The organism is Solwaraspora sp. WMMD937 (genome assembly GCF_029581175.1).
GTDB lineage: Bacteria > Actinomycetota > Actinomycetes > Mycobacteriales > Micromonosporaceae > Micromonospora_E.
On the sequence record NZ_CP120738.1, the window covers coordinates 413,910 to 433,655 of the forward strand.

21 protein-coding genes are annotated in these 19,746 nt (G+C 70.6%); 8 read left to right on the plus strand and 13 right to left on the minus strand.

The window, feature by feature from the left end:
• Window positions 1–55: 55 nt before the first annotated feature.
• Window positions 56–922 (minus strand): hypothetical protein, encoded by an 867-nt coding sequence (locus O7621_RS01935; RefSeq protein ID WP_282232449.1) that lies wholly within the window; start codon window positions 920–922, stop codon window positions 56–58.
• Window positions 923–1,083: 161 nt separating this feature from the next.
• On the opposite strand from O7621_RS01935, the gene O7621_RS01940 reads away from it, so the two are divergent.
• Window positions 1,084–1,296: a hypothetical protein gene (locus tag O7621_RS01940; protein ID WP_282232450.1), complete on the plus strand. Its 213-nt coding sequence runs from the start codon at window positions 1,084–1,086 to the stop codon at window positions 1,294–1,296.
• A gap of 60 nt (window positions 1,297–1,356) precedes the next feature.
• Here O7621_RS01940 and O7621_RS01945 read toward each other — a convergent pair whose 3' ends face one another.
• The 4 genes from O7621_RS01945 to O7621_RS01960 form a co-directional block, all read right to left on the minus strand.
• A complete protein-coding gene (locus O7621_RS01945; protein WP_282232451.1) occupies window positions 1,357–1,815 on the minus strand; it encodes a DUF3263 domain-containing protein in 459 nt (152 codons plus the stop codon).
• 95 nt (window positions 1,816–1,910) lie between these two features.
• Entirely contained in the window at window positions 1,911–2,918 is a 1,008-nt protein-coding gene (locus O7621_RS01950; protein ID WP_282232452.1) for an ABC transporter permease, read from the minus strand.
• Window positions 2,915–3,913: an ATP-binding cassette domain-containing protein gene (locus O7621_RS01955; RefSeq protein ID WP_282232453.1), complete on the minus strand. Its 999-nt coding sequence runs from the start codon at window positions 3,911–3,913 to the stop codon at window positions 2,915–2,917. The genes O7621_RS01950 and O7621_RS01955 overlap by 4 nt, the downstream gene beginning before the upstream one ends.
• Window positions 3,914–3,973: 60 nt before the next feature.
• A complete protein-coding gene (locus tag O7621_RS01960; RefSeq protein ID WP_282232454.1) occupies window positions 3,974–4,759 on the minus strand; it encodes a DeoR/GlpR family DNA-binding transcription regulator in 786 nt (261 codons plus the stop codon).
• Window positions 4,760–5,010: 251 nt separating this feature from the next.
• Between O7621_RS01960 and O7621_RS01965 the strand changes: the two genes are divergently transcribed.
• From O7621_RS01965 to nagA, 3 genes are read left to right on the plus strand one after another with little or no spacing between them, the layout of a single operon-like run.
• Entirely contained in the window at window positions 5,011–5,943 is a 933-nt protein-coding gene (locus tag O7621_RS01965) for a sugar isomerase (RefSeq protein ID WP_282232455.1), read from the plus strand.
• On the plus strand, window positions 5,940–6,932 hold the full coding sequence (locus O7621_RS01970; protein ID WP_282232456.1) for an ROK family protein: 993 nt from the start codon (window positions 5,940–5,942) through the stop codon (window positions 6,930–6,932). The genes O7621_RS01965 and O7621_RS01970 overlap by 4 nt, the downstream gene beginning before the upstream one ends.
• Window positions 6,929–8,056, plus strand: a complete 1,128-nt coding sequence (nagA, locus tag O7621_RS01975; RefSeq protein WP_282232457.1) for an N-acetylglucosamine-6-phosphate deacetylase — start codon at window positions 6,929–6,931, stop codon at window positions 8,054–8,056. The genes O7621_RS01970 and nagA overlap by 4 nt, the downstream gene beginning before the upstream one ends.
• Window positions 8,057–8,063: 7 nt before the next feature.
• On the opposite strand, the gene O7621_RS01980 is transcribed toward nagA, so the two are convergent.
• The 3 genes from O7621_RS01980 to O7621_RS01990 form a co-directional block, all read right to left on the minus strand.
• Window positions 8,064–8,321 carry a hypothetical protein gene (locus tag O7621_RS01980; RefSeq protein WP_282232458.1) on the minus strand — a complete coding sequence of 86 codons (258 nt, stop codon included), beginning with the start codon at window positions 8,319–8,321 and terminating at the stop codon, window positions 8,064–8,066.
• A 21-nt stretch (window positions 8,322–8,342) separates the two neighbouring features.
• Complete coding sequence (locus O7621_RS01985) at window positions 8,343–8,600, minus strand: hypothetical protein (protein WP_282232460.1); 258 nt, start codon at window positions 8,598–8,600, stop codon at window positions 8,343–8,345.
• A gap of 319 nt (window positions 8,601–8,919) precedes the next feature.
• A complete protein-coding gene (locus O7621_RS01990; RefSeq protein WP_282232461.1) occupies window positions 8,920–9,684 on the minus strand; it encodes a GntR family transcriptional regulator in 765 nt (254 codons plus the stop codon).
• 50 nt (window positions 9,685–9,734) lie between these two features.
• On the opposite strand from O7621_RS01990, the gene O7621_RS01995 reads away from it, so the two are divergent.
• Window positions 9,735–10,193: an NUDIX hydrolase gene (locus O7621_RS01995; protein WP_282232462.1), complete on the plus strand. Its 459-nt coding sequence runs from the start codon at window positions 9,735–9,737 to the stop codon at window positions 10,191–10,193.
• Between the two features lie 84 nt (window positions 10,194–10,277).
• On the opposite strand, the gene O7621_RS02000 is transcribed toward O7621_RS01995, so the two are convergent.
• The 3 genes from O7621_RS02000 to O7621_RS02010 all read right to left on the minus strand — a co-directional run bounded on the left by O7621_RS02000 (window position 10,278) and on the right by O7621_RS02010 (window position 13,135).
• Entirely contained in the window at window positions 10,278–10,829 is a 552-nt protein-coding gene (locus O7621_RS02000) for an HD domain-containing protein (RefSeq protein WP_282232463.1), read from the minus strand.
• A 440-nt stretch (window positions 10,830–11,269) separates the two neighbouring features.
• A complete protein-coding gene (locus O7621_RS02005; RefSeq protein WP_282232464.1) occupies window positions 11,270–12,019 on the minus strand; it encodes an NYN domain-containing protein in 750 nt (249 codons plus the stop codon).
• A 345-nt stretch (window positions 12,020–12,364) separates the two neighbouring features.
• On the minus strand, window positions 12,365–13,135 hold the full coding sequence (locus O7621_RS02010) for a phosphatase PAP2 family protein (protein ID WP_282232465.1): 771 nt from the start codon (window positions 13,133–13,135) through the stop codon (window positions 12,365–12,367).
• Window positions 13,136–13,285: 150 nt separating this feature from the next.
• Between O7621_RS02010 and O7621_RS02015 the strand changes: the two genes are divergently transcribed.
• A complete protein-coding gene (locus O7621_RS02015; RefSeq protein WP_282232466.1) occupies window positions 13,286–14,506 on the plus strand; it encodes a DUF4032 domain-containing protein in 1,221 nt (406 codons plus the stop codon).
• A 46-nt stretch (window positions 14,507–14,552) separates the two neighbouring features.
• Here the strand turns inward: O7621_RS02015 and O7621_RS02020 are convergent, their stop codons facing one another.
• Entirely contained in the window at window positions 14,553–16,304 is a 1,752-nt protein-coding gene (locus O7621_RS02020) for an NAD-binding protein (RefSeq protein WP_282232467.1), read from the minus strand.
• A 121-nt stretch (window positions 16,305–16,425) separates the two neighbouring features.
• Here O7621_RS02020 and O7621_RS02025 point away from each other — a divergent pair, with 121 nt between their 5' ends.
• The gene (locus tag O7621_RS02025; protein ID WP_282232468.1) at window positions 16,426–17,994 is read left to right on the plus strand and encodes an FAD-dependent oxidoreductase; all 1,569 of its coding nucleotides are present in this window, start codon (window positions 16,426–16,428) and stop codon (window positions 17,992–17,994) included.
• 36 nt (window positions 17,995–18,030) lie between these two features.
• Here the strand turns inward: O7621_RS02025 and O7621_RS02030 are convergent, their stop codons facing one another.
• Window positions 18,031–18,735, minus strand: coding sequence for a hypothetical protein (locus O7621_RS02030; RefSeq protein ID WP_282232469.1), 705 nt, complete (start codon window positions 18,733–18,735; stop codon window positions 18,031–18,033).
• Between the two features lie 579 nt (window positions 18,736–19,314).
• Here O7621_RS02030 and O7621_RS02035 point away from each other — a divergent pair.
• On the plus strand, window positions 19,315–19,677 hold the full coding sequence (locus tag O7621_RS02035) for a hypothetical protein (RefSeq protein ID WP_282232470.1): 363 nt from the start codon (window positions 19,315–19,317) through the stop codon (window positions 19,675–19,677).
• Window positions 19,678–19,746 lie beyond the last annotated feature (69 nt).

Sequence of the window (19,746 nt, forward strand, 5' to 3'; positions counted from 1 at the left end):
CCCCGGTCCAGCCCGCCAGCTGTTGTCCCAGCTCAGTACGCATCGACAGACCGAGTCAGCGGGTATCGAAAAGACAAAATATCGCCGTGGCGTCGTCGTGCCGCTTGTGCCCGGTCGCCCGATCCGGCTCGGCGGTCTCGGCGGCCCGTACCTGGCGGATCAACTCGGCCGACCCGGCTTCGGCGAGCAGATCCATGAGCTGCGGCCAGCTGTACAGCTCGAACCGTTCGACGGCCCGGGTCGCCCCGTCGCTGAGCAGCGCCGCCCGGGTGATCCGGCCCGGTCCGGTCAGTGGCAGGGTGCCGCAGAGCGCCCGGTCGGCCGCGGCCGGGTCGGCGGCGGCCACCCAGTATCCGTCCGGCTGGTTCATCCACTGCCGCTGCCACCGTACGGCCCGGTGGTAGCGGTGCCGCGGGTCGTCGGTGGCCGGCGGATCGTGCTGTCCGCGCAGCCTGGCCATGGTGTCGGCCAACCGGTTGTCGGCCACCACACCGACCTGCCCGGCCGCTTCGAAGACCAGTGGACTGTCGCACAGCACCAGGTAGTCCAGGTGTCCACCGGAGCGGCGCAGCAGGCACACCGTGGCCGACGGGGTGCCCGGGTGGTCCACGTCGCAGGTGGCCGCGTGGTCGTCGCGGACCGCCCGGATCGCCTCGGCGAGCAACCCGGCCAGCGACGCGGCCGGCGTAGCGGCGCTGGCCAACCCGAGCCGGGCGGCTAGCCGGCGTACGTACCAGGCCGGCCCGTGGCTGCAGCCGGTGTCGAAGCCGGCGGGAGCGGTGGCACCGTCCAGCACTCCGACCAGGTCTCCGTACTGCAGGATCTGGTCCTCGTTGTCCGATTGTCCGGGCGCGGCGACCGAGCAGGCGTCCACCCGCATCGTCGGCAGGTCGGCCGGCGGGGCCGACGACCGGCTCGTCACCGCCGGCGCCGGAGTCGGCCGGGAATCACCCTGAGCATCTCTCACCAACTCTCGGAATCCAGTCCGTCACCGACGGTAGCTTGACCGGTAGGTGGGTGTCGAGGATCGCGAGCCGCGCGGCGCACGTGACAACGGCGCCCGGGACACAGGGGGGACCACAGATGTTGCGTCAACTGCACGAAAAGGGCCTGCGGGCCGAACACATGTACGTCGCCGGCATCGTCAGCATCGGGATCTCGCTGACCAGCTGGGTGCTGTCCAAGCGGTTCGAGGCGGCGGGCGTCGACCGGGCCGACCGGTGGGGCATCTTCGTCGGCGAATGGGCACCGACGTTCATCGCGCTCGGCAACGGGCTCAAGATGTACGAGAAGTGACCGGCCCGCGCCGACGGGCCGACGGGCCGATCCTTACCGGCCCGCCACCGGCGGACCGGTTCAGCCGCGCCGGGCCCGCGACCTGGCCGCCCGCAGCCGGCGGAGCCGGGCCACCAGCACCGGTTCGACGGCCAGCGCGACCGGGTTGTCCAGTAACTGGTTGAGCAGCTGGTAGTAGCGGGTGGCGGAGAGACCGAAGGTGTCCCGGATTGACTGTTCCTTGGCACCGGCGTGTTTCCACCACTGCCGTTCGAAATCGAGAATCTGCTGCTCACGCTCGGTCAACCCGGTCGCGGCCGGACCGGCTGCAGGCGTACCGCTGACGGTGTCCGCACCGCCCGGTCCGGTGCCGGCGTCGGACCCATCGACGTCGCGGCCGGCGGCGTCGAGCGGCTCGGTGCCGGCGTCGTCGGAGCCCCGGAAATCGGCCGGCTCGCTGCGTTGCCGGGGAACGCCGGCCGTCGTCCGGGGGACCGGCCCAGCGCCGGGTCCGGTCCGGGGTTCGTCAGCAGCCGGCACCTCACCAGGGTAATCGCCGACCCCACGGGTACGCATCCGCCGGTTTGCGCCGTTGCGGTGTGTCGGCGACGACGCCGTCAGCTGGCCCGGCCGACTCAGCTGACGTCACGCCGGCGCACGGTCCACGCCGCGACAACCAACACCAGCAGTACCACCGCCGCCATCAGCACGCCGGTGTGCAGCCAGGTCAGTTCCGTGGTCGGCGGTACGCAGCCGGGCTGCCCGTCGCACGCCTGCCAGCTGGTCAGCTCGATCGACGAGTCCATCCAGGCGATCCAGTACACCGGCAGCACCCACGCCTCGGTGAAGGTGGCGTCGGTCACGTCGGCAAGGAAACTCATCGCGGACTGGCCCAGCACCAGTACGGCGAGGACGCCGCCGAGCGCCAACGCGGTGTGCCGGCCGATCGCGGCCAGCCCGAAGCCGACCGTGGCCGCCGCGACGACCAGCACCACCACCCGTAGCTCAGTCAACGCGACGGACCGCCAGGCATCGGCGGTCATCTCGGCGGTCGAACCGCGCCACACGGCGGTCGCCCAGTGCGCCGCCGTCCACATCAGCACGGCGGGCACGGTCACCGCCAGTACGCCGGTCAGCAGCGCGGCCAGCTTGGTGAACAGGACACGGAGCCGGCGTGGCCGCCACAGCAGCAGGTTCATCATCGCGCCGGAGGTCCACTCGGCTCCGATGAACGACGCCCCGGCTGCGAAGAAGACCAGGGTGGACAGGGTCGCGAAGACGTACAGGGTGGCTGGAAAATCGCTGTGGTAGGTGAACGTCGCCGGCAGGTACGGCTCGGCCGGGTACATGTCCCGGGTCGGTGCCACGATGTCGGCGCAGTTCGGTGGGAACCGGTTCGTATCGGCGCCGCTGCTCTGGCTGCGCTCGCATTCGGCCCGCCACTGCTCGGCCCATTCGACCCCGGCCCGGTACTCGGCCTCGGCGGTGCGTTCGGCTTCGGCGTACGCCGCCGGGCCGATCTTCTGGTTGCCGAGGAACGTCCCGACGGCGATCGCGACCAGCAGCAGCAGCGCGGCGGCCACCAGGTAGCGGACGAAGCGCCGTTTGCCGAGGCGGCGCAGCTCGGCCCGGTACAGATTCATCGCCCGGCTCCCGTCTGGTCGGCATCGGCCGTCAGGTCGGCCTCGGTGCGGTCGGCCTCGGTGCGGTCGGCCTCGGAGGTCAGCTGAAGGAAGACACTTTCCAGGTCGGCGGTGACCGGGGTCAGTTCGCTGACGTACAGGCCGGCGGCGGCGAGAGTACGGGTGACCCGGGCTGGCTGGTCGACCCCGTGCACCAGCAGATGGTCGGCGTGCCGGGTGACAGTGACCGGTGAGCCGTCAACGGCGCTCAGGGCCGTCTCGGCGGCCGGCAGGTCGGCGGCGGCCTCCAGGCGCACCCGCAGACCGCCGGCGGAGTGCGCGGCCAGCACCTCGGCGACCGGTCCGGCGGTGACCCGGCGGCCCCGCGAGATGATCGTCACCGAGTCGCAGATCAGCTGGATCTCGCCGAGAATGTGGCTGGACAGCACCACGGTGGTGCCGGCGGCGACCAGGTCACGCATCAGGGTGCGCATTTCCCGGATGCCAGCCGGGTCCAGGCCGTTGGCCGGCTCGTCGAGGATCAGCAGTGCCGGTTCCTTGAGCAGCGCCGACGCGACGGCCAGCCGTTGACGCATGCCGAGCGAGTAGGTGCGGACCCGCTCGCCGGCCCGGTCGGCGAGGCCGACGAGGTCCAGCACCGCCGGCACCCGGTGCGGCGCCAAGCCGCCGGCCTGAGCGAGCAGCGACAGCGTGTCCCGGGCGGTGAAGTGCGGAAAGAACTGTGGACTCTCCACGATGGCGCCGACCCGGCCGATCACCTCCGGCAGCTGCTGCGGGACCGGCTGGCCGAGGATCGCCATCCGGCCGCCGCTCGGCGCGACCAGGCCGAGCAGGGTACGCAGTGTGGTGGTCTTGCCGGATCCGTTCGGGCCCAGGAAGCCGTGCACCTGGCCGGCCTCGACCCGCATGTCGAAGCCGTCGACGGCATGCCGGATCCCACGTCGACGGCTGCGGTAGGTCTTACGCAGCCCGGAGATCTCCAGTACGGCCGTCATCCGCCACCTCCGCCGCGCGCCCGCCGTCGAAACCCGGACACACCATACGGGACCGACCGCTCAGGCGGTGACCACCGTCACGCCGAGTTCGCGGAAGGCGGCGACCGTGCCGGACTCGGCGCCGGAGTCGGTGATCAGGGTCTCCACCCGGTCGATCGGGCAGATCCGGGCGAAGGCGTGTCCGCCCAGCTTCGAACCGTCGGCGATGATCACCACCCGTTTGGCGCGGGCCACCATCAGCGCGTTCATCGACGCCTCGCCCTCGTGGTGGGCGGCGGCCCCGAGCTGCGGGTCGATCGCGTCGACACCGAGCAGCGCGACGTCCAGGGTGACCTCCCGCAGCAGCGCGCCGCCGAGCGGTCCGACCAGTTCGAACGACTGAGGTCGGACCACGCCGCCGGCGACGACGATCTTCATCCGGGAACGGACCAGCAGCTCGTTGGCGATGTTCAGCGCGTTGGTGACCACGGTCAGTTGGGCGCCGTCCGCGCTGGTGTTCAGATCCGGGCGTACGGCGAGCGCGCGGGCCACCTCGGTGGTGGTGGTGCCGCCGTTGAGCCCGACGACCATGCCGGGTTCGACGAGTGCGGCGGCGGCCGTGCCGATGCGCTGCTTCTCCGCCGAGTGCTTGGCGGTCTTGTAGCGCAGCGGCAGGTCGTAGGAGACGCCGTTGGCGACCGCCCCGCCCCGGGTGCGGGTGATCATCTGTTGCTGGGCGAGCTGGTCGAAGTCGCGGCGAATGGTGGCCTGGGAGACGTCGAGGCGGGTGGCGGCGTCCTCGACGGTGATCCGGCCGCTGTCGGTGAGCAGTTCCAGCAGAGCGTTCCAGCGTGCGTACCGATCCATGCCGCCCCTTCCCACGCTTCGCTGCTACCGCGCCTCGCTGCTTACCACGCCTCGCTGCGCAGATCGTGACCAGTTTGCTGCACACTAATGCGCGAAACGCCCGCCAGGCAAAACCACCGGCTGCGCGATCGGGCATCACCCCAGCCCGGTTGTTGCCACCCGGTCACGAGAACGCGCACAATGACGCGCGAAAAGGTGCCAGTTCGAGCCCGAACGAGCACCGCTGCTTGTGGTCAGCGAGGAGTGTCGCGATGAGCTACGTCGACGCCGAGATCGCCAGCCAGCCGGAGTGCTGGCGCCGGGCGGCCGCACAGGCCGCTGACACCCCCGCCCGGGCGCTGCCCCGCACCGGCGAGCGGGTCGCCGTGGTCGGCTGCGGCACCTCCTGGTTCATGGCGATGGCGTACGCCGGGCTGCGGGAGCGGGCCGGCCACGGTGAGACCGACGCCTTCCAGGCCTCCGAGTTCCCCGCCGGCCGGCACTACGACCGGATCATCGCGATCAGTCGATCCGGCACCACCACCGAGATCACCGATTTGCTCGCCGCCGTCGACGACCCGCAGCGCACAACGGTGCTCGTCGGCGACCCCGGCTCCCCCGCCGCCCAGCTCGCCGGCCACGTCGTCGCGCTGCCGTACGCCGACGAGCGGTCCGTGGTGCAGACCCGCTTCGCCACCAGCGTGCTGGCGCTGCTGCGGGCCCACCTCGGCGCGGACGTCGCGGCGATCGCCGCCGACGCCGAGGTCGCCGTCCGGGCCCGGCTGCCGATCGACCCGGCGCTGATCGACCAGGCCACCTTCCTCGGCCGGGGCTGGACCGTCGGCCTGGCCCACGAGGCGGCGCTGAAGTGCCGCGAGGCCGCCGTCTTCTGGTCCGAGGCGTACCCGGCGATGGACTACCGGCACGGGCCGATCGCGATCGCCGGGCCGGGCCGGATGGTGTGGGCGTTCGGCGAGATCCCCGACCACCTGGCCGACGACGTGGCGGCGACGGGCGCGGCGTTCGTGCACAGCCGGACCAACGGCGTGTACGCCGTCCTCGACCGGTGGGCCGCCGGACGCCGCCCGCTCGACCCGATGGCCGACCTGATCCTCGCCCAACGGTTCGCGGTGGCTCTCGCAGCAAGCCGTGGGCTCGACCCGGACAACCCGCGCCATCTGACCCGGTCGGTCGTGCTGACGTGACGCTGCCCGGCGGAGCCGGCCCGTCAACGCCCGGACCGTCCGACGAGGTCGTCATCGCGTTGGACGTCGGCGGCACCGGCATCAAGAGCGCCCTGGTCGGGCTGACCGACCGGGCGGTGCGGCACACCGAACGGCGCCCGACCGCGGCGGCCCGGGGACCGGCCGCCGTCGTCGACACCATCTGCGACCTCGCCGGGCAGCTCGCCGACACCGCCCGCGCCGACGGGCTCACCCCGGTCGCGGTCGGCGTCGCCGTACCCGGGGTCGTCGACGAGTCGGCCGGCGTCGCGGTCTGGTCGGCCAACGTCGGCTTCCGCGACGTACCGCTGCGTGACCTGGTGGCCGCCCGGGTCGGGCTGCCGACGGCGCTCGGCCACGACGTACGGGCCGGCGGGGTCGCCGAGGCCCGGATCGGCGCCGGCCAGGGCAGCCGGCACGTGCTGTTCGTGGCGATCGGCACCGGCATAGCGGCCGCCGCCGTCGTCGACGGCACCGGCTACCGCGGCGCGCACGGCGCGGCCGGCGAACTCGGCCACGTGGTGGTCCGCCCCGACGGGCCGGCCTGCGGCTGCCGGCAGACCGGCTGCCTGGAGGCGGTCGCGTCGGCGTCGGCGATCACCAGCCGGTACGCCGACCAGACCGGCCACCGGCCCGACGGTGCCGCCGAGGTGGCCCGGTTGGCCGCCACCGGCGACCCGACCGCCGGCCGGATCTGGGCCGATGCGGTCGACGCGCTCGCCGACGGCCTGCTGATCGGTCAGGCGATGTTCGACCCCGAACTGGTGGTGCTGGGCGGCGGGCTGGCCGAGGCCGGCGACCAGCTGCTCGTCCCACTGGACGCCGCCGTCCGCCGCCGGGCCACCTTCCACCGGCTGCCCCGGCTGGTCCGGGCTGCGCTCGGCGACGAGGCCGGCTGCCTCGGTGCCGCGCTGCTCGCGTCGGACCTGATCGAGCGGGTCGCCGAGCCTGCCGAGCGGGCCGCCCGATGATGGTCGAGGGCCGGCTGGTCACCCCCGACGGGGTACGCGACCACGGCCGCCTGACGGTCGACGGCGACACGATCACCGAGGTGACGACGGCGGACGGCGGACGGCCCGAGGCACCCTCGTCGGCGTCGGCGGCGGCGGGCTGGATCGTGCCGGGCTTCGTCGACATCCACAACCACGGCGGCGGCGGACACACCTTCACCACCGGCGACCCCGACTCGGCCCGGCGGACCGCCGCCTTCCACCTGGCCCACGGCACCACCACCCTGCTGGCCAGCCTGGTCAGCTCGCCGGTCGAGCTGATGCGCGACGCCGTCACCCGGTTCGCCCCGCTGGTCGCCGACGGCACCCTCGCCGGACTGCACTTCGAGGGCCCCTACCTGTCGGTCGTGCGGTGCGGGGCACAGAACCCGGCGTACCTGCGCGACCCGGGGCCGGACGAACTGGCCGGGCTGCTCGACCTCGGCGACGGCGTGATCCGGATGGTCACCCTGGCCCCGGAACGGACCGGCGCGCTGGCCGCGATCGCCCGGCTGGTCGACGCCGGGGTGGTCGCCGCGATCGGCCACACCGACGCCGGCTACGACCAGACCCGGGCGGCGATCGACGCCGGAGCCACCGCCGGTACGCACCTGTTCAACGGCATGCGGCCACCACACCACCGCGAACCCGGCCCGGTGTTCGCCCTGCTCGGCGACGACCGGGTGACCTGTGAGCTGATCGCCGACGGGGTGCACCTGCACGACGGCACCCTCACCTTCGCCGCGTCGGTCGGCGGCCCCGGTCGGACCGCGCTGGTCACCGACGCGATGGCCGCCGCCGGAATGCCCGACGGCGCGTACGAACTCGGCGGGCAGGCGGTGACGGTGTCCGACTCCGTGGCCCGGCTGGCCCGCGACGGGTCGATCGCCGGCAGCACGCTGACCATGGACGCGGCGCTGCGCCGGGCGGTCACCGCCGGCATCGACATCGTCGACGCCGTACGGATGGCGGCCACCACCCCGGCGGCGACGATCGGCCTGGCCGGCACGGTCGGCGCGCTCGCCCCCGGTCACCGGGCCGACCTGGTCGAGCTCGACGACGACCTGCGGGTACGCCGAGTGATGCGCGCCGGCGTCTGGCAGTGAGCCACGGTCACCGGCTGGTCAGAATGCTGGTGGGCGGCAGTCGATAGCCGAGTTGCTGGCCGTAGGTCATCAGGGGGCGCAGGGTCGGCAGCAGGGTGGTGGTCTCCGATCGCCAGTGGTGTCCCCGGTTGCCGTCGAGGCGGCGGTGCCGGGCGGATGTCGTCTGCCTCAGCCGTAGCGCGCGCAGTCGCCGGGAAGCCGTGGACCGGCCGGAACGCCAGTCGAGCCAGCGCAGCCACCAGTCATGCAGTACGTCGATGATCAATTTGTTCTCCTTGGTCAACAGTCAGGTCGCGGTACGTTTGGGAAATCGGTAGAGTCCGTGACGCTGGACGAAGATCTCGCGTCGATCGGTGGCGTTGCCGTGGCGGTCCAGCACGTAGCCGGTGAGCCAGATCCAGCCGTCGTACGTCCATTTCCGGTCCACCGCGATCACCCGGAATCGGATGCCGCGGTCGTCGGCGAACTGGACGCTCGCCTCCCGCCCAATCAGCAGCACATCTCCTGGGCTCGGTTCCGGGGTCCGGAGCAGCCGGTTGTTCACCGGGTCATCCGTCGCCACATGGCCTTTCCACACCGTCGGCGCCTCGCTCCATCGGCCAGGTGGTACGTCCGCAGCTGGGGCACCATCTGGACTTCACTCGGAACGACCACAGCCCCGCGCAGAAGCCGAGCAGCGCCGCCCCGACCATCGCGCCGATCTCCACCATCAGGCTTCCGAGTTGGTTGGGTTCACAATGGACCTCCCGTTCAGGGCGCACCCCCTGCGGGCGACAACTCGAAGCATCAAGCACTCAAATACATGTGTACACGAGTCTACGTAGGCGGTCAACGATGTCTCGCACGTCGTCCAATTTCTACCGTTAAGCCGGAAGAGAGTAGAAGAGCACGAATGCGGCGCTGTCCAGCACCGTGTCGCAGACCTCGACAGGCCTACCGGATGCCACCGCCGTCCGTACGAGGTGCAAAACCGGCGACCCGGCGGGCAACGCGAGAATCCTTGCCTCTTCCTCAGTGGGCATCCGTGCGGTTGTCTCCTCGTCGTACCGCTCGAAGACAAAGCCCTGGTCCTCCATGCGGGCGTAGATTCCGCCAGGACCAGGGTTCGGCTCCGCGATCGGTGTACCGGCACCGATATCCGTCGGAATGTAGGACGTGGCGTACTCGATGGGTTGACCCTCGGCCAGGTACCGGCGGCGCCGGACCACCACCTCACTGCCGCGTGGGAGCCCTAGCCGATCCAGCACCTCAGTCGGTGCTTGACCAGTCCCGACGTGCAGCACTTCGACACTGAACCTGCGCTGGTTCGCCTCCATATCGACGGTGAAAGCCGCTTTGCCTTCCTTCCGCCGGGCAAACCGGTCCGACGAGAGCCGCTTGACCGGCGGCCGACGCCGGACGAACCAGCCCTTGCCGTGCTCGGCTACTACCAGGCCGTCAGTAACGAGGACCGACAACGCCCTGCGCGCGGTCACCCTGCTGACCCCGTAGTCGTTGACCAGGGCGCTTTCCGAGGGAAGCTGTGCGCCCGGTGCGAGATCATGCCGCTCGATCGCCTCGCGGAGATGGTCCGCGATCTGCCGGTAGACCGCTCGGTCACTGGCAGGGTCGATCCTGCGGATGCTCATCGTAAACTCCACGAGGTATACATGTGTCGACAACATGTTAACCTGCGTCCATGACCGATGCCACCGGCAGCCCGAGACACTCCGTCAGCGTCGCTGCCGTGATCGTCGATCCAGCCGGGCGAGTGCTGGTGACGCAACGTCGCGACAACGCTCACTGGGAACCGCCCGGCGGGGTGCTCGAGCTTGAGGAATCCGTGCTGGACGGCGTACGCCGCGAGGTCTGGGAGGAGACAGGCCTTGTCGTCGAGCCGACTCGGCTCACCGGCGTCTACAAGAACATGCCCCGTGGCATCCTCGCGCTGATGTTCCGCGCCAAGGTCACCGGGGGAACTCTCTCGACGTCCGACGAGACGAGCCAAATCGACTGGTGGACACCCGAAACGGTGGCAGAGCGGATGGACCCCGCCTACGCAGTCCGGGTGCTCGACGCGCTGCGCGAGGACGGCCCGGCCGTCCGCGCCCACGATGGTGTTGCGCTTCTTACCGGTGTTGCCGCCCTGCCCCGCTGACCCCTTCGACAGCCGCCAGCAGTTGGATGCCATGCGGCTGCGCATCGATCACGGCTACGAGAGACTCTCGAAGCCGTACATCGGTTAGGACACCGCGAGCCGATCCAGGGTGCGCCCGACGGCTTCCAGCAGTGTCGGTCTGGCCCGTCCCCGGAACCTGGTGACCAGGTGATCCGGGCCGTAGCGTTGCTCGATCTCCGCCAGACGGTCCAGCACGGCGACGTCGTGACCGTCCGGACCGGTCGTCATGTCCGCGTACCAGAGGGCATCAGCCGTCAGCGACTGTTCCTGCGAGAACTCAGCGGCCAACTCGTCCCGAAGGCCACGTTCCTCCGCCTCAAACAGCGCGCACGAGTGATGAGCCACCAGAGCGGCCACTCGGTCAAACACCCCAACACGACGTAGCCACCGCCCGCCGTCCAGAGCATGCAGGCCGGTTTCGGCCACCCCGGGGGCGTACCCGACATCGTGCAGCCACGCAGCAGCGACGAGAACCTCAGCGTCCGTCGGGTCCAGGACGTGACTGACCTCGCCGGCCTTCCCGGCAACAGCCTGCACATGACGCCAACGCCGAGGCAAAGCCGCCGCTAACTGTTCCTCGGCAAGCTCAGCCGCTCGCGCCACCAGCCCCGACATACCCGGAGCGTACGGCGTCCCTGGCGAAACGGGCCGCACGCGCCGCCGCCTGGGCGCGCGGCCTGTACTCCGCTACCGCTCCGCTCCGGCGCAGCACGCCCGGCGGCTGGCGGCTGGCGCGGACAGCGGATACCAACCGGGCCGCTGCCGACTGTCAGCGTTCCGAACGTGTGGTGTGGGCCGGCCGCCGGCCGGGGCGCGGCGTGGCCGAGAGGTGGATGCCCCCTATCGCTTCTCGCGGTGCAGAGAGGGATGCCCCGAGACGGTGATCTTGGCTCGTCCTCCGCAGTGGGCTACCCGGAAACCGGTATGGAGGTGCCAAGACGCCTGCTGCCTCGATCCAAAAGAAAACCCGGCCCCTCTAGGGGAACCGGGTGGTATATGTAGTGAACTCTAGCGCAGCCAGGTCCGACCTGCAACTGAAACTGGCGACAGGGCTCTTACCAGCCGGACGGGCGTACGTAGGTCCCGGCGGGGCCGACGACCGGGTCGCTGAGCTGGCAGGTTTGGAAGTCCGCAGCTGTGAGCTGCCTCCACCAGTGCCCGCCTACACCCCCGCCTCGCTGTCCCTTCAACGCCCCTGCCAGGTAGTTCCGCAATGGGTTGATCGTGCCGACAGGGACCTTTGTCCTCGCGTAGGACACAGGAAACTTAAGATCACTGTCGTTGGAGAGTACGAGGGCTGCGTCTACCTGGGATGTGAGGACGTCAACCAGGAGGTGAGAAGCCACGTTGACATCGGAGCCCTTTTCCTCTCGATGGGCGTACGACACCATGAATGTCGCATCCTCTACCGGATTGCCCTGCGCGTCCTGAACCATTATCGGCCACTGGGAGGTTACGAGCTGGGGTCCAGCCCTACGACTCTGAGCCTGCACTGCCAGCGGGGCGTACTTCACGCGAGAGACGTAGCTGCCGTACTCGATGAGGTCGACGCTCGATGATGCCGTGAGGGCCTTGAGGTAGATGTCTTGATCGCGGAAGCCTGAGGGATTGCTCGCAGCATCGATTACAGCAGTGCAGTAAACGATTCGGTGAACCTGGGCACCTGCCCAGCTCGGTACGTTCGCTAGCAAGCGCTCTGCAAGAGCCCGGACGTCGAGCCAGCGCCAGCCGGGAGTTCCCTGTCCGCACAGCCCTCTTCCACCGTAGTAGAGGTTGTACCCATCGACATACACACCAACGCGCACCGGCGAACGGTGCCAGTAACGAGCAAGACTTTCGACTCTGCGGTGCCCGTTGCGTGCCCGATCGGTGGGCTAGCAGAGGTCAATACGATGCCCCGTGGTGAAGGTGCCTACTCCGATCGTAGGCGATCAAAGACAGACAAGGCTAAGCCGGGCGGAGTGTGCAGAGCTTGTAAAGTGAGATGTCGCCGCTTCGAGTCCGGCCAGGGGCTCCACGCGGAAGCGACAGACCCGACATACCCCGGAGCGTACGGCGTCGTCCCTAGCCCGCCAACGGTGCAAGTCAGGGGCCGGGTGAGGCGTGCAGCCTGCAACTCGACGCGGCACCGAACAGCGGGGGCTTACTGGTTAGAAGAGCCCGGCGGGGCGGTCCAGGCCGCCGCGCACCCACGGTAGCCGTACGGTGTCCCACGGCACCCGCTGCAGCAGGCGCAGCAGCAGCCAGCCGAGCAGCAGCCCGGCGACCGAGTCGGTCAGCCAGTGGTAGCCGAGGTAGACCGTGCTGCAGAACAGGACCGCCGCCGGCAGCAAGCGCAGCGCCAGGTAGCCGGGGAACGGCCGCCGGGCCGGGACCGGCCGGCCGTACGCCCGTAGCAGACCGGTGATCAGCAGGGCGATCACCGCGTACCAGACGATCGCGTTGGTCACGTGCCCGGACGGGTACGCCATCGCCGGGGTCGCCTCGGTGAACAGCCGCTCCGGGAACGGGTCGTCGAAGTCGTGCGGGTAGCCCCGGGGCAGCAGCACCTTCATCGCGCCGACGCTGAGGTAGGTCGCCACCACCGCGCCGAGCACCGGCAGCAGCGGACGCACCGAACGGACCCGCCGGGCCAGCCAGAGCGCCAGCACGGTGGAGACCGGGATCAGCACCCAGCCGCCCTGGCCGAAGAAGTTGAGCACCCGGGCCACCCAGTAGGCCACCGGCGGCCGGTGCGCGTCGACCCAGTCCCGTACCGCCAGGTCGGTGTCGAGGAACACCCCGGCGGCGAGCGACCCGGTCAGCCCGGCCAGCGCGGCCAGCAGCACCGCGTCGAACCACCAGCCGGCCGGCGTCGGCCCGGGTCGCCGCGGCGCGTCGGCCGGCGGCGCGGACGGGCAGGTGGCGGTCGGCTCGGGCACGCCGGCCAGGTTACCGAACCGGTGCGGTGACGATGTCGTGTCGGGGCGGCGACAGCTTGACGGCGGGACCACCACGAAGACGCTGAATATGGATCAAATCAACAGTGTTAGCCGAGCCACGGCAGGCGGCATCCGGGCGTCGTACCCGTCATGCTTGATCCCGTGCGGATCACCTCGGCCCTTGTGGACCCGGCGCTGCTCGACCTGCCCTGGTCGACACCGCTGGAGCAGTGGCCTGCCGACCACCTGGTGGCGCTGCCGCAGGGCATCTCCCGGCACGTCGTCCGGTTCGTCAAACTCGCCGGCACCGTCTACGCCGTGAAGGAGACCGGCGAACGGGTCGCCGAACGCGAGTACGACCTGCTGCGCGCCCTGGAGCGCATCGACTTCCCGGCCGTCGAAGCGGTGGCGATCGTCGCCGACCGCACCGACGCCGACGGCGAACCGCTCGACCCGGTGCTGATCACCCGGCATCTGCAGTTCTCGCTGCCGTACCGGGCGCTGTTCTCCAACCAGCTGCGCCCGGAGACCCTGGCCCGACTGCTCGACGCGCTCGCCGCGCTGATCGTCAGGATGCACCTGACCGGCTTCTTCTGGGGTGACTGCTCGCTGTCCAACACGCTGTTCCGCCGCGACGCCGGTGCGTTCGCCGCGTACCTGGTCGACGCCGAGACCGGCGCACTGCGGCCGGGCCTGTCCAACGGGCAGCGCGGCGAGGACCTGGAGATCGCCCGGGTGAACATCTTCGGTGAGGCCCTCGACCTGCAGGCCGCCGGCCTGCTGCACGAGTCGATCGACCCGGAGACGGTCGCCGACGAGGTCGTCGCCCGCTACGAACGGCTGTGGCATGAGATCACCTACGAGCAGCACATCGAACGGGAGTCCCGGCACGACATCGAACGGCGGATCCGACGGCTCAACGAGCTCGGCTTCGACGTCGCCGAGGTGGCGATGTCGGTCGTCGACCGCGGCTCCTACCTGGTCCGGCCAAAGGTGGTCGACGCCGGCTACCACAGTCGGCGGCTGCTGCGGCTGACCGGCCTCGACGCCGAGGAGAACCAGGCCCGCCGGCTGCTCAACGACCTCGATGCGCACCGGGCGGAGAGCGACCTGACCGACGAGCAGCAGGCGGCGCACCGCTGGCTGACCGAGGTTTTCGAGCCGGTGGTCCGGGCAGTCCCGGCCCACCTACGCCGCAAGGTCGAGCCGTCGGAGCTGTTCGCCCAGGTCATCGAACACCGGTGGCGGCTGTCCGAGGAGGCCGGCCGGGACGTCGGGCTGGCCCCGGCGGTCCAGTCGTTCCTGGCGGATGTGCTGGTGCACTACCCCGACGAGCAGGCGGTACTCGGCACCGAGGTGCCGGTCGCCTGACCGGCCCGGCCGGGATCAACGGGTAGGCCCGGATCGCCGACCCGGTTCAGGTCGCCGGCTCGGCCTCGTCGACCGGCTCCGTGGCCTGCTTGAGCAGCCAACTCAGCCCGGACCGGCGGGCCACCACGGTGATCCGGTCCCGGGCCCGCAGCCGGAAACCCGACGCCGGCAGCCAGACCGGTCCGGGCTCGCCGAACTGCGCGAACGCAATCACCCGTACGCCCGGATTGTCGCCGGCGGCGGCGAGCGACCCGCCGTCCAGCGCCGACCCGGCGGCGACGATCACCTCGGCGACCAGCAGCACGTGCCGACCGACCGGGATGGTGGCGATCACCTCCCGGTCCATCAGCGCGGCGGCGAACGCCGGCGCGGCCAGGTACGACACGCTGCGGGATATGCCGATGTTGAAGGTGCGCTGGATCCGGCTGGCGAAATCGCCGTCGAACAGCCGCAGCACGACGTGCACGTCGCTGTGGATCTCCCGGGCGTACAGCGCCGCCTGCAGGTTCGTCACGTCGTCGGTGGAGACGATCACCAGCGCCCGGCAGGTCGCCACCGAGGCGGCGCGCAGCGTCTCCTCCTGGGAGCCGTCGCCGATGATCAACGGGATGTCCAGCTCCCGCGCGACCGGCACGCCCCGCGCGTCCGGGTCCTTGTCGACCCCGACCACCTCGACGCCGAGGTCGTGCAGCTGCCACATCACCCGGGTGCCGACGTTGCCGAGTCCGACGACCACCACGTGCCCGGCCCGCTCCGGCCGGGCCTGCCGGTCGGCGATCGCCAGCCGGGCGTTCACCAGACCGTCCACCACGGCGGCGGTGAGCAGCGGGATCAACGCCAGCCCGGCCAGGCTGAGCACCACCTGCATCACCTGTACGGCTGCCGACTTGCCCAGGTCCGGATCGGCTCCGCTGAGCGTCATCACCACGGTCAGGTAGACCGCCTCAACGACGCTCACCCCCTCGGCACGTGACAGCAGCATGCCGAAGACCACCACCACCGCCAGTACGCCGAGCGTAGCCATCCCGATCTTGCGGGTGGCGAAGGACCGCAACGCCCTCATCGGATCCCGCCACAGCCGGGCGCGCTGGCGGGCGCGGACGATCCGCCGGGCCGCTCGGACCGGCGCCAGCTGGCTGCCGGCCGCCTCTGCCAACACCAGATCGGCGGTGTGCTGGTCGGCCGGCAGCACCCGGGGGCGGCCGGCGTCGCTCAGGTCGGCCAGCCCGCAGATGACGTGCTCGGGGCGGACCTCTTCGCGCTGCGCCACATGCAGCGTCCGGCCGCCGTGGCGGAAGTGGGTCGGCGACACCACCCCGAGGGCGGCCGCGACAAAGGCGGGTGCCGCCATCGACGCGTCGGACAACACCTCGCAGTCGACGAAAAGCCGCTTCACCCGGCTGCCCAGCCGGGTGTTGAACATCCGCATCACCACCCGCAGGTCTGGCTCGACCTCCTGGGCGCACAGCGCGGCGTTGATGTTGCCGACGTCGTCCTGGTTGAGCAGCGCCAGGCCGCGCGCGCCGGCCAGCCCGGCGCTGCGGAACGTCTGCTCGGTCAGCCGGTCGGCCCGCAGCAGCCGGATGCCTTTGATCGACCGCATGTCCGGACCGTCCGGTCGGGGCCGGGTCGGCACGATGACCGTGACTGTGGCGGCCGCCGCTACCAGCTCGCCGACCAGCCGATAGGCCAGCGGGTCGTGTCCGCAGACGACGTAGTGCGGCTGGTTGTCGCCGTTGCTGCGCAGCCGACCGCCGACGGCGCGGCGGGCGCGGTCACGCCACGGGTCGACAGCCATGGTCCGGATGGTAGCCACCGACGGCACGCGCGGGGTGACCCCAAAGTCGCCTCCCCACCCGACCGGACCGGCACACTGGACCCGGCACCCGGCCCATCATCGCGATTGGGAGGACGAACTCTTGGGACTGTCCCGAACGGTCGGCCGGCTCTTCGGCGTACGGTCCGAGCTGGTCCGGGCGGATCCGGCCGGCACCGACCGGGTGGCCGCCGGCACCGACGCGCTGGTCGTCGGCGGCGGCATCGCCGGCATGTGCGCGGCGATCGTCCTCGCCGAACGCGGCGTACGGGTCACCGTGCTGGAAGGCGCCGCCCAGCTCGGCGGACGGCTGGCCGCCTGGCCGGAGACGCTGACCGACGGTACGGTCCAGCCGGTCGACCACGGTTTCCACGCGTTCTTCCGCCAGTACTACAACTGGCGGGCGATCCTGCGCCGGGCCGACCCGACACTCGGCATGCTGCGCCCGGTCGACGGCTATCCGGTGTGGTCGGCGCAGTGGCCGCCGGAGGAGTTCGGCCGGTTGCCGACCACACCGCCGCTGAACCTGCTCGCGCTGCTGCTGCGCAGCCCGAGTCTGCGGCTGCGCGAACTACGCGAGATGGACCGTGGGGCGGCGATGCCGCTGCTGGCCTACCATCCGGACCGGACGTACGCCGAGCTCGACCAGCGGTCCGCCGCCGAGCTGCTGGACTCGCTGCGGCTGCCGGACCGGGCCCGCGCCATGCTGTTCGAGGTCTTCTCCCACTCGTTCTTCAACCACGAGCGGGAGATGTCCGCCGCCGAGCTGGTGGCCAACTTTCACTTCTACTTCCTGGGCAGTCCAGAAGGGCTCGGCTTCGACGCACCGGAGCAGGACTACGACGCCGCGATCTGGCAACCGCTGCACGAACATCTGCGCCGGCACGGTGGCCGGGTGGTCACCGGCGACGTGGTGCACACCGTCATCCCCCGGCGGGCCAACGGGTGGCAGGTGCGGTCCGCCTCCGGAGCCGCGCACACCGCCCGGTACGTGGTGCTGGCCGTCGACCCGCCGGCGTTGCGCACGCTGCTAGCTGACTCGCCCCGGCTGGCCGAGGCCGCGCCGACGTTGGCCGAGCGGGTCGGCTCGCTGGTCGACGCTCCTCCGTACGCGGTGGCCCGGCTCTGGTTGGGCGGCGATGTCGCCCCTGACCGGCCGGTGTTCAGCGGCGTCTCCCGCCAGCCGACCCTGGACTCGGTCACCCTCTACCACCGGCTGGAGCGTCAGGCGCGGCAGTGGGCGCAGCGCAGCCGGGGCGCGGTGCTCGAACTCCACGCGTACGCCTGCCCGGAGCAGGTGCCGGCGGAGGTGCTGGCCGACCGGATGCGTGCCGAGTTGGCGGCGCTGTGGCCGGAGGTGGCCGACCTGCCGGTACTGGAGTCACGGGCGCGGGTCGAGGCGCAGGCCCCGGCGTTTCCGCCCGGGGCGGCGGCGGGGCGGCCCGGCGTGGTCACCGACGCGGACGGGTTGTTCCTGGCCGGCGACGGGATCGACACTGATCTGCCGAGCGCTCTGATGGAACGGGCAGCGGTGACCGGGATCCTGGCCGCGAACCACATCCTGCGTCGGGAGGGCGCAGCCACCGAGCCGCTGCGGACAATTCGGCGGTACGGGCTGTTGGCGCGGGAGCGACACCCGTCAACGCCGGCCGACGTCGGCCCGCCGCAGTAGTGGTAGTGCGGCGGGCCGACGTCGGTCAGTTGTCCGTCAGCTGGTCTGCTCGACCGCGTCGCGGATCTCGACGAGCGAGCCGGCGGCTTCCTCGCCGGTGCTGAAGTAGAACACGTACATCACCAGCGCGCCGCGGCTCGCCCAGACGCAGACCCCGCCGGGGATGCCTTCGAGGTCGGCGTCGCCGCACCGCGCCGACCCGCCCTTTGGACCGGCGTCGACGTCGGTGACGTTGGTCATCCCGAGGCCCGTCGCGTCGCCTTCGGTGGCGTCGGCCAGTTCCTGGTCGGGGTCGGCCATCACGCCGGAGACGCCGGCGATCATGACCAGGTTCTCCTGCTCGATGTCGCCGTAGAAGGCGCCGATGCTGCTGGTCGACTCGGGCACGTCGGCGGCCAGCCCGGTGGCCACCTCCTCGGCGAGTCCCTGGAAGGTCGGGTCGGTGTTCAGCTCACGGCCGGCGAGGGTGTCCGGGGCGACCAGCCGGGTCTGGGTCGCTTCGATGACCTCACCGACGGTGTCCCGGACGAGGAAGAAGGTGACAGCCGCCCCGCCGAGGCAGAGCACCAGCACGGCGGCGATCACGATCAGGATGATCCGGCCGGCCTTGGACTTCTTGGGCGGCGGGGCCATCGGAACGCCGGGCTGGCCGGCGTAGGCCGGCCCGGGAGCGGCTCCAGCCGGCGGCACCGGCTGCCCGGCGGGCGCGCCCGGGTACTGCGGCTGAGAGGGGTCAGACATGTTCTACCTACTTCTGATGAGGGCCCCGTGACTCCTGACCGGCAGGCGGCTCGGAGCTTTCCTGGCAACCCGCTGTACGCGGGGCCGGCCGATCGTAACGGTGGGCGGCGACAACTGAGTCCCCCGACAGGAACCGACGGGATGGAATCACCACCGAACCGTTACCCGGGGCAGGAGCCACCCCACGACGGCCGGAGCCGGGGCCGGGGCGCAGTCGCCGGACGGACTCGGGTCTGTATGCGGTGCCAACATATGGGGTCGAGGCACTCGTGCAGCTTGATGCCGGACACGAATCAGGATGCACCTGTGGCATCAGCTCTGCGGAAGCACCTTACAGTCAGCAGCGACGCTGCCGCCGCTGCCATTACAGCACCAGTCGCGACAGATCAAGTCTGGCACTGCTCGATGTGAGCTAAATCACTTTCAATGCATTGCGCACCAGGGCTGAATTAGTTCAGCATTGACTCTACGCAGACCATGCAGTGGAGTGACTCGGCACGCGCACCACGTGATGTTGCATCTGCGGTCGAGTCGTCAGGCGAAGTTCGGCTGGAGCGCCGAGGGGACGGCGTTCCCTTCGTGATCATGCGGGAAGATCGCGCCCAGCAGGCACGTCAGGGGATCGAGACGAGCACGCGGTTACTCCGCAATCTCTTCCAGCTTGGCGGCGAGGAGCTGATCACGGAGGCCTTGGTAGACGCCTTCCCATGGACCAACTTCCTTCCCGAAAAAGATCGCATTACCTTCGTCAAGGAGTTCATGTGGACCCTTGAAGCATGCAGCGATCTTGATGTATGGACTCCATTCGGGTGGATGATTCACGAATGGCAGCAGACTGCGGCGATTCACGCTGACCCGGCGCTCGCCCAAGAACTGTCCCGCGCGGTAGACTCCGACCTCGGTCCTGTACCTGCGCCGATGGTGTCCGAGGACGCCGGGTAACTTGTGGCAGGCGTGGGAGGCTCTGACCTACGGCCCAGCAGATCCGGACAAGCCACACCGACAGCATCG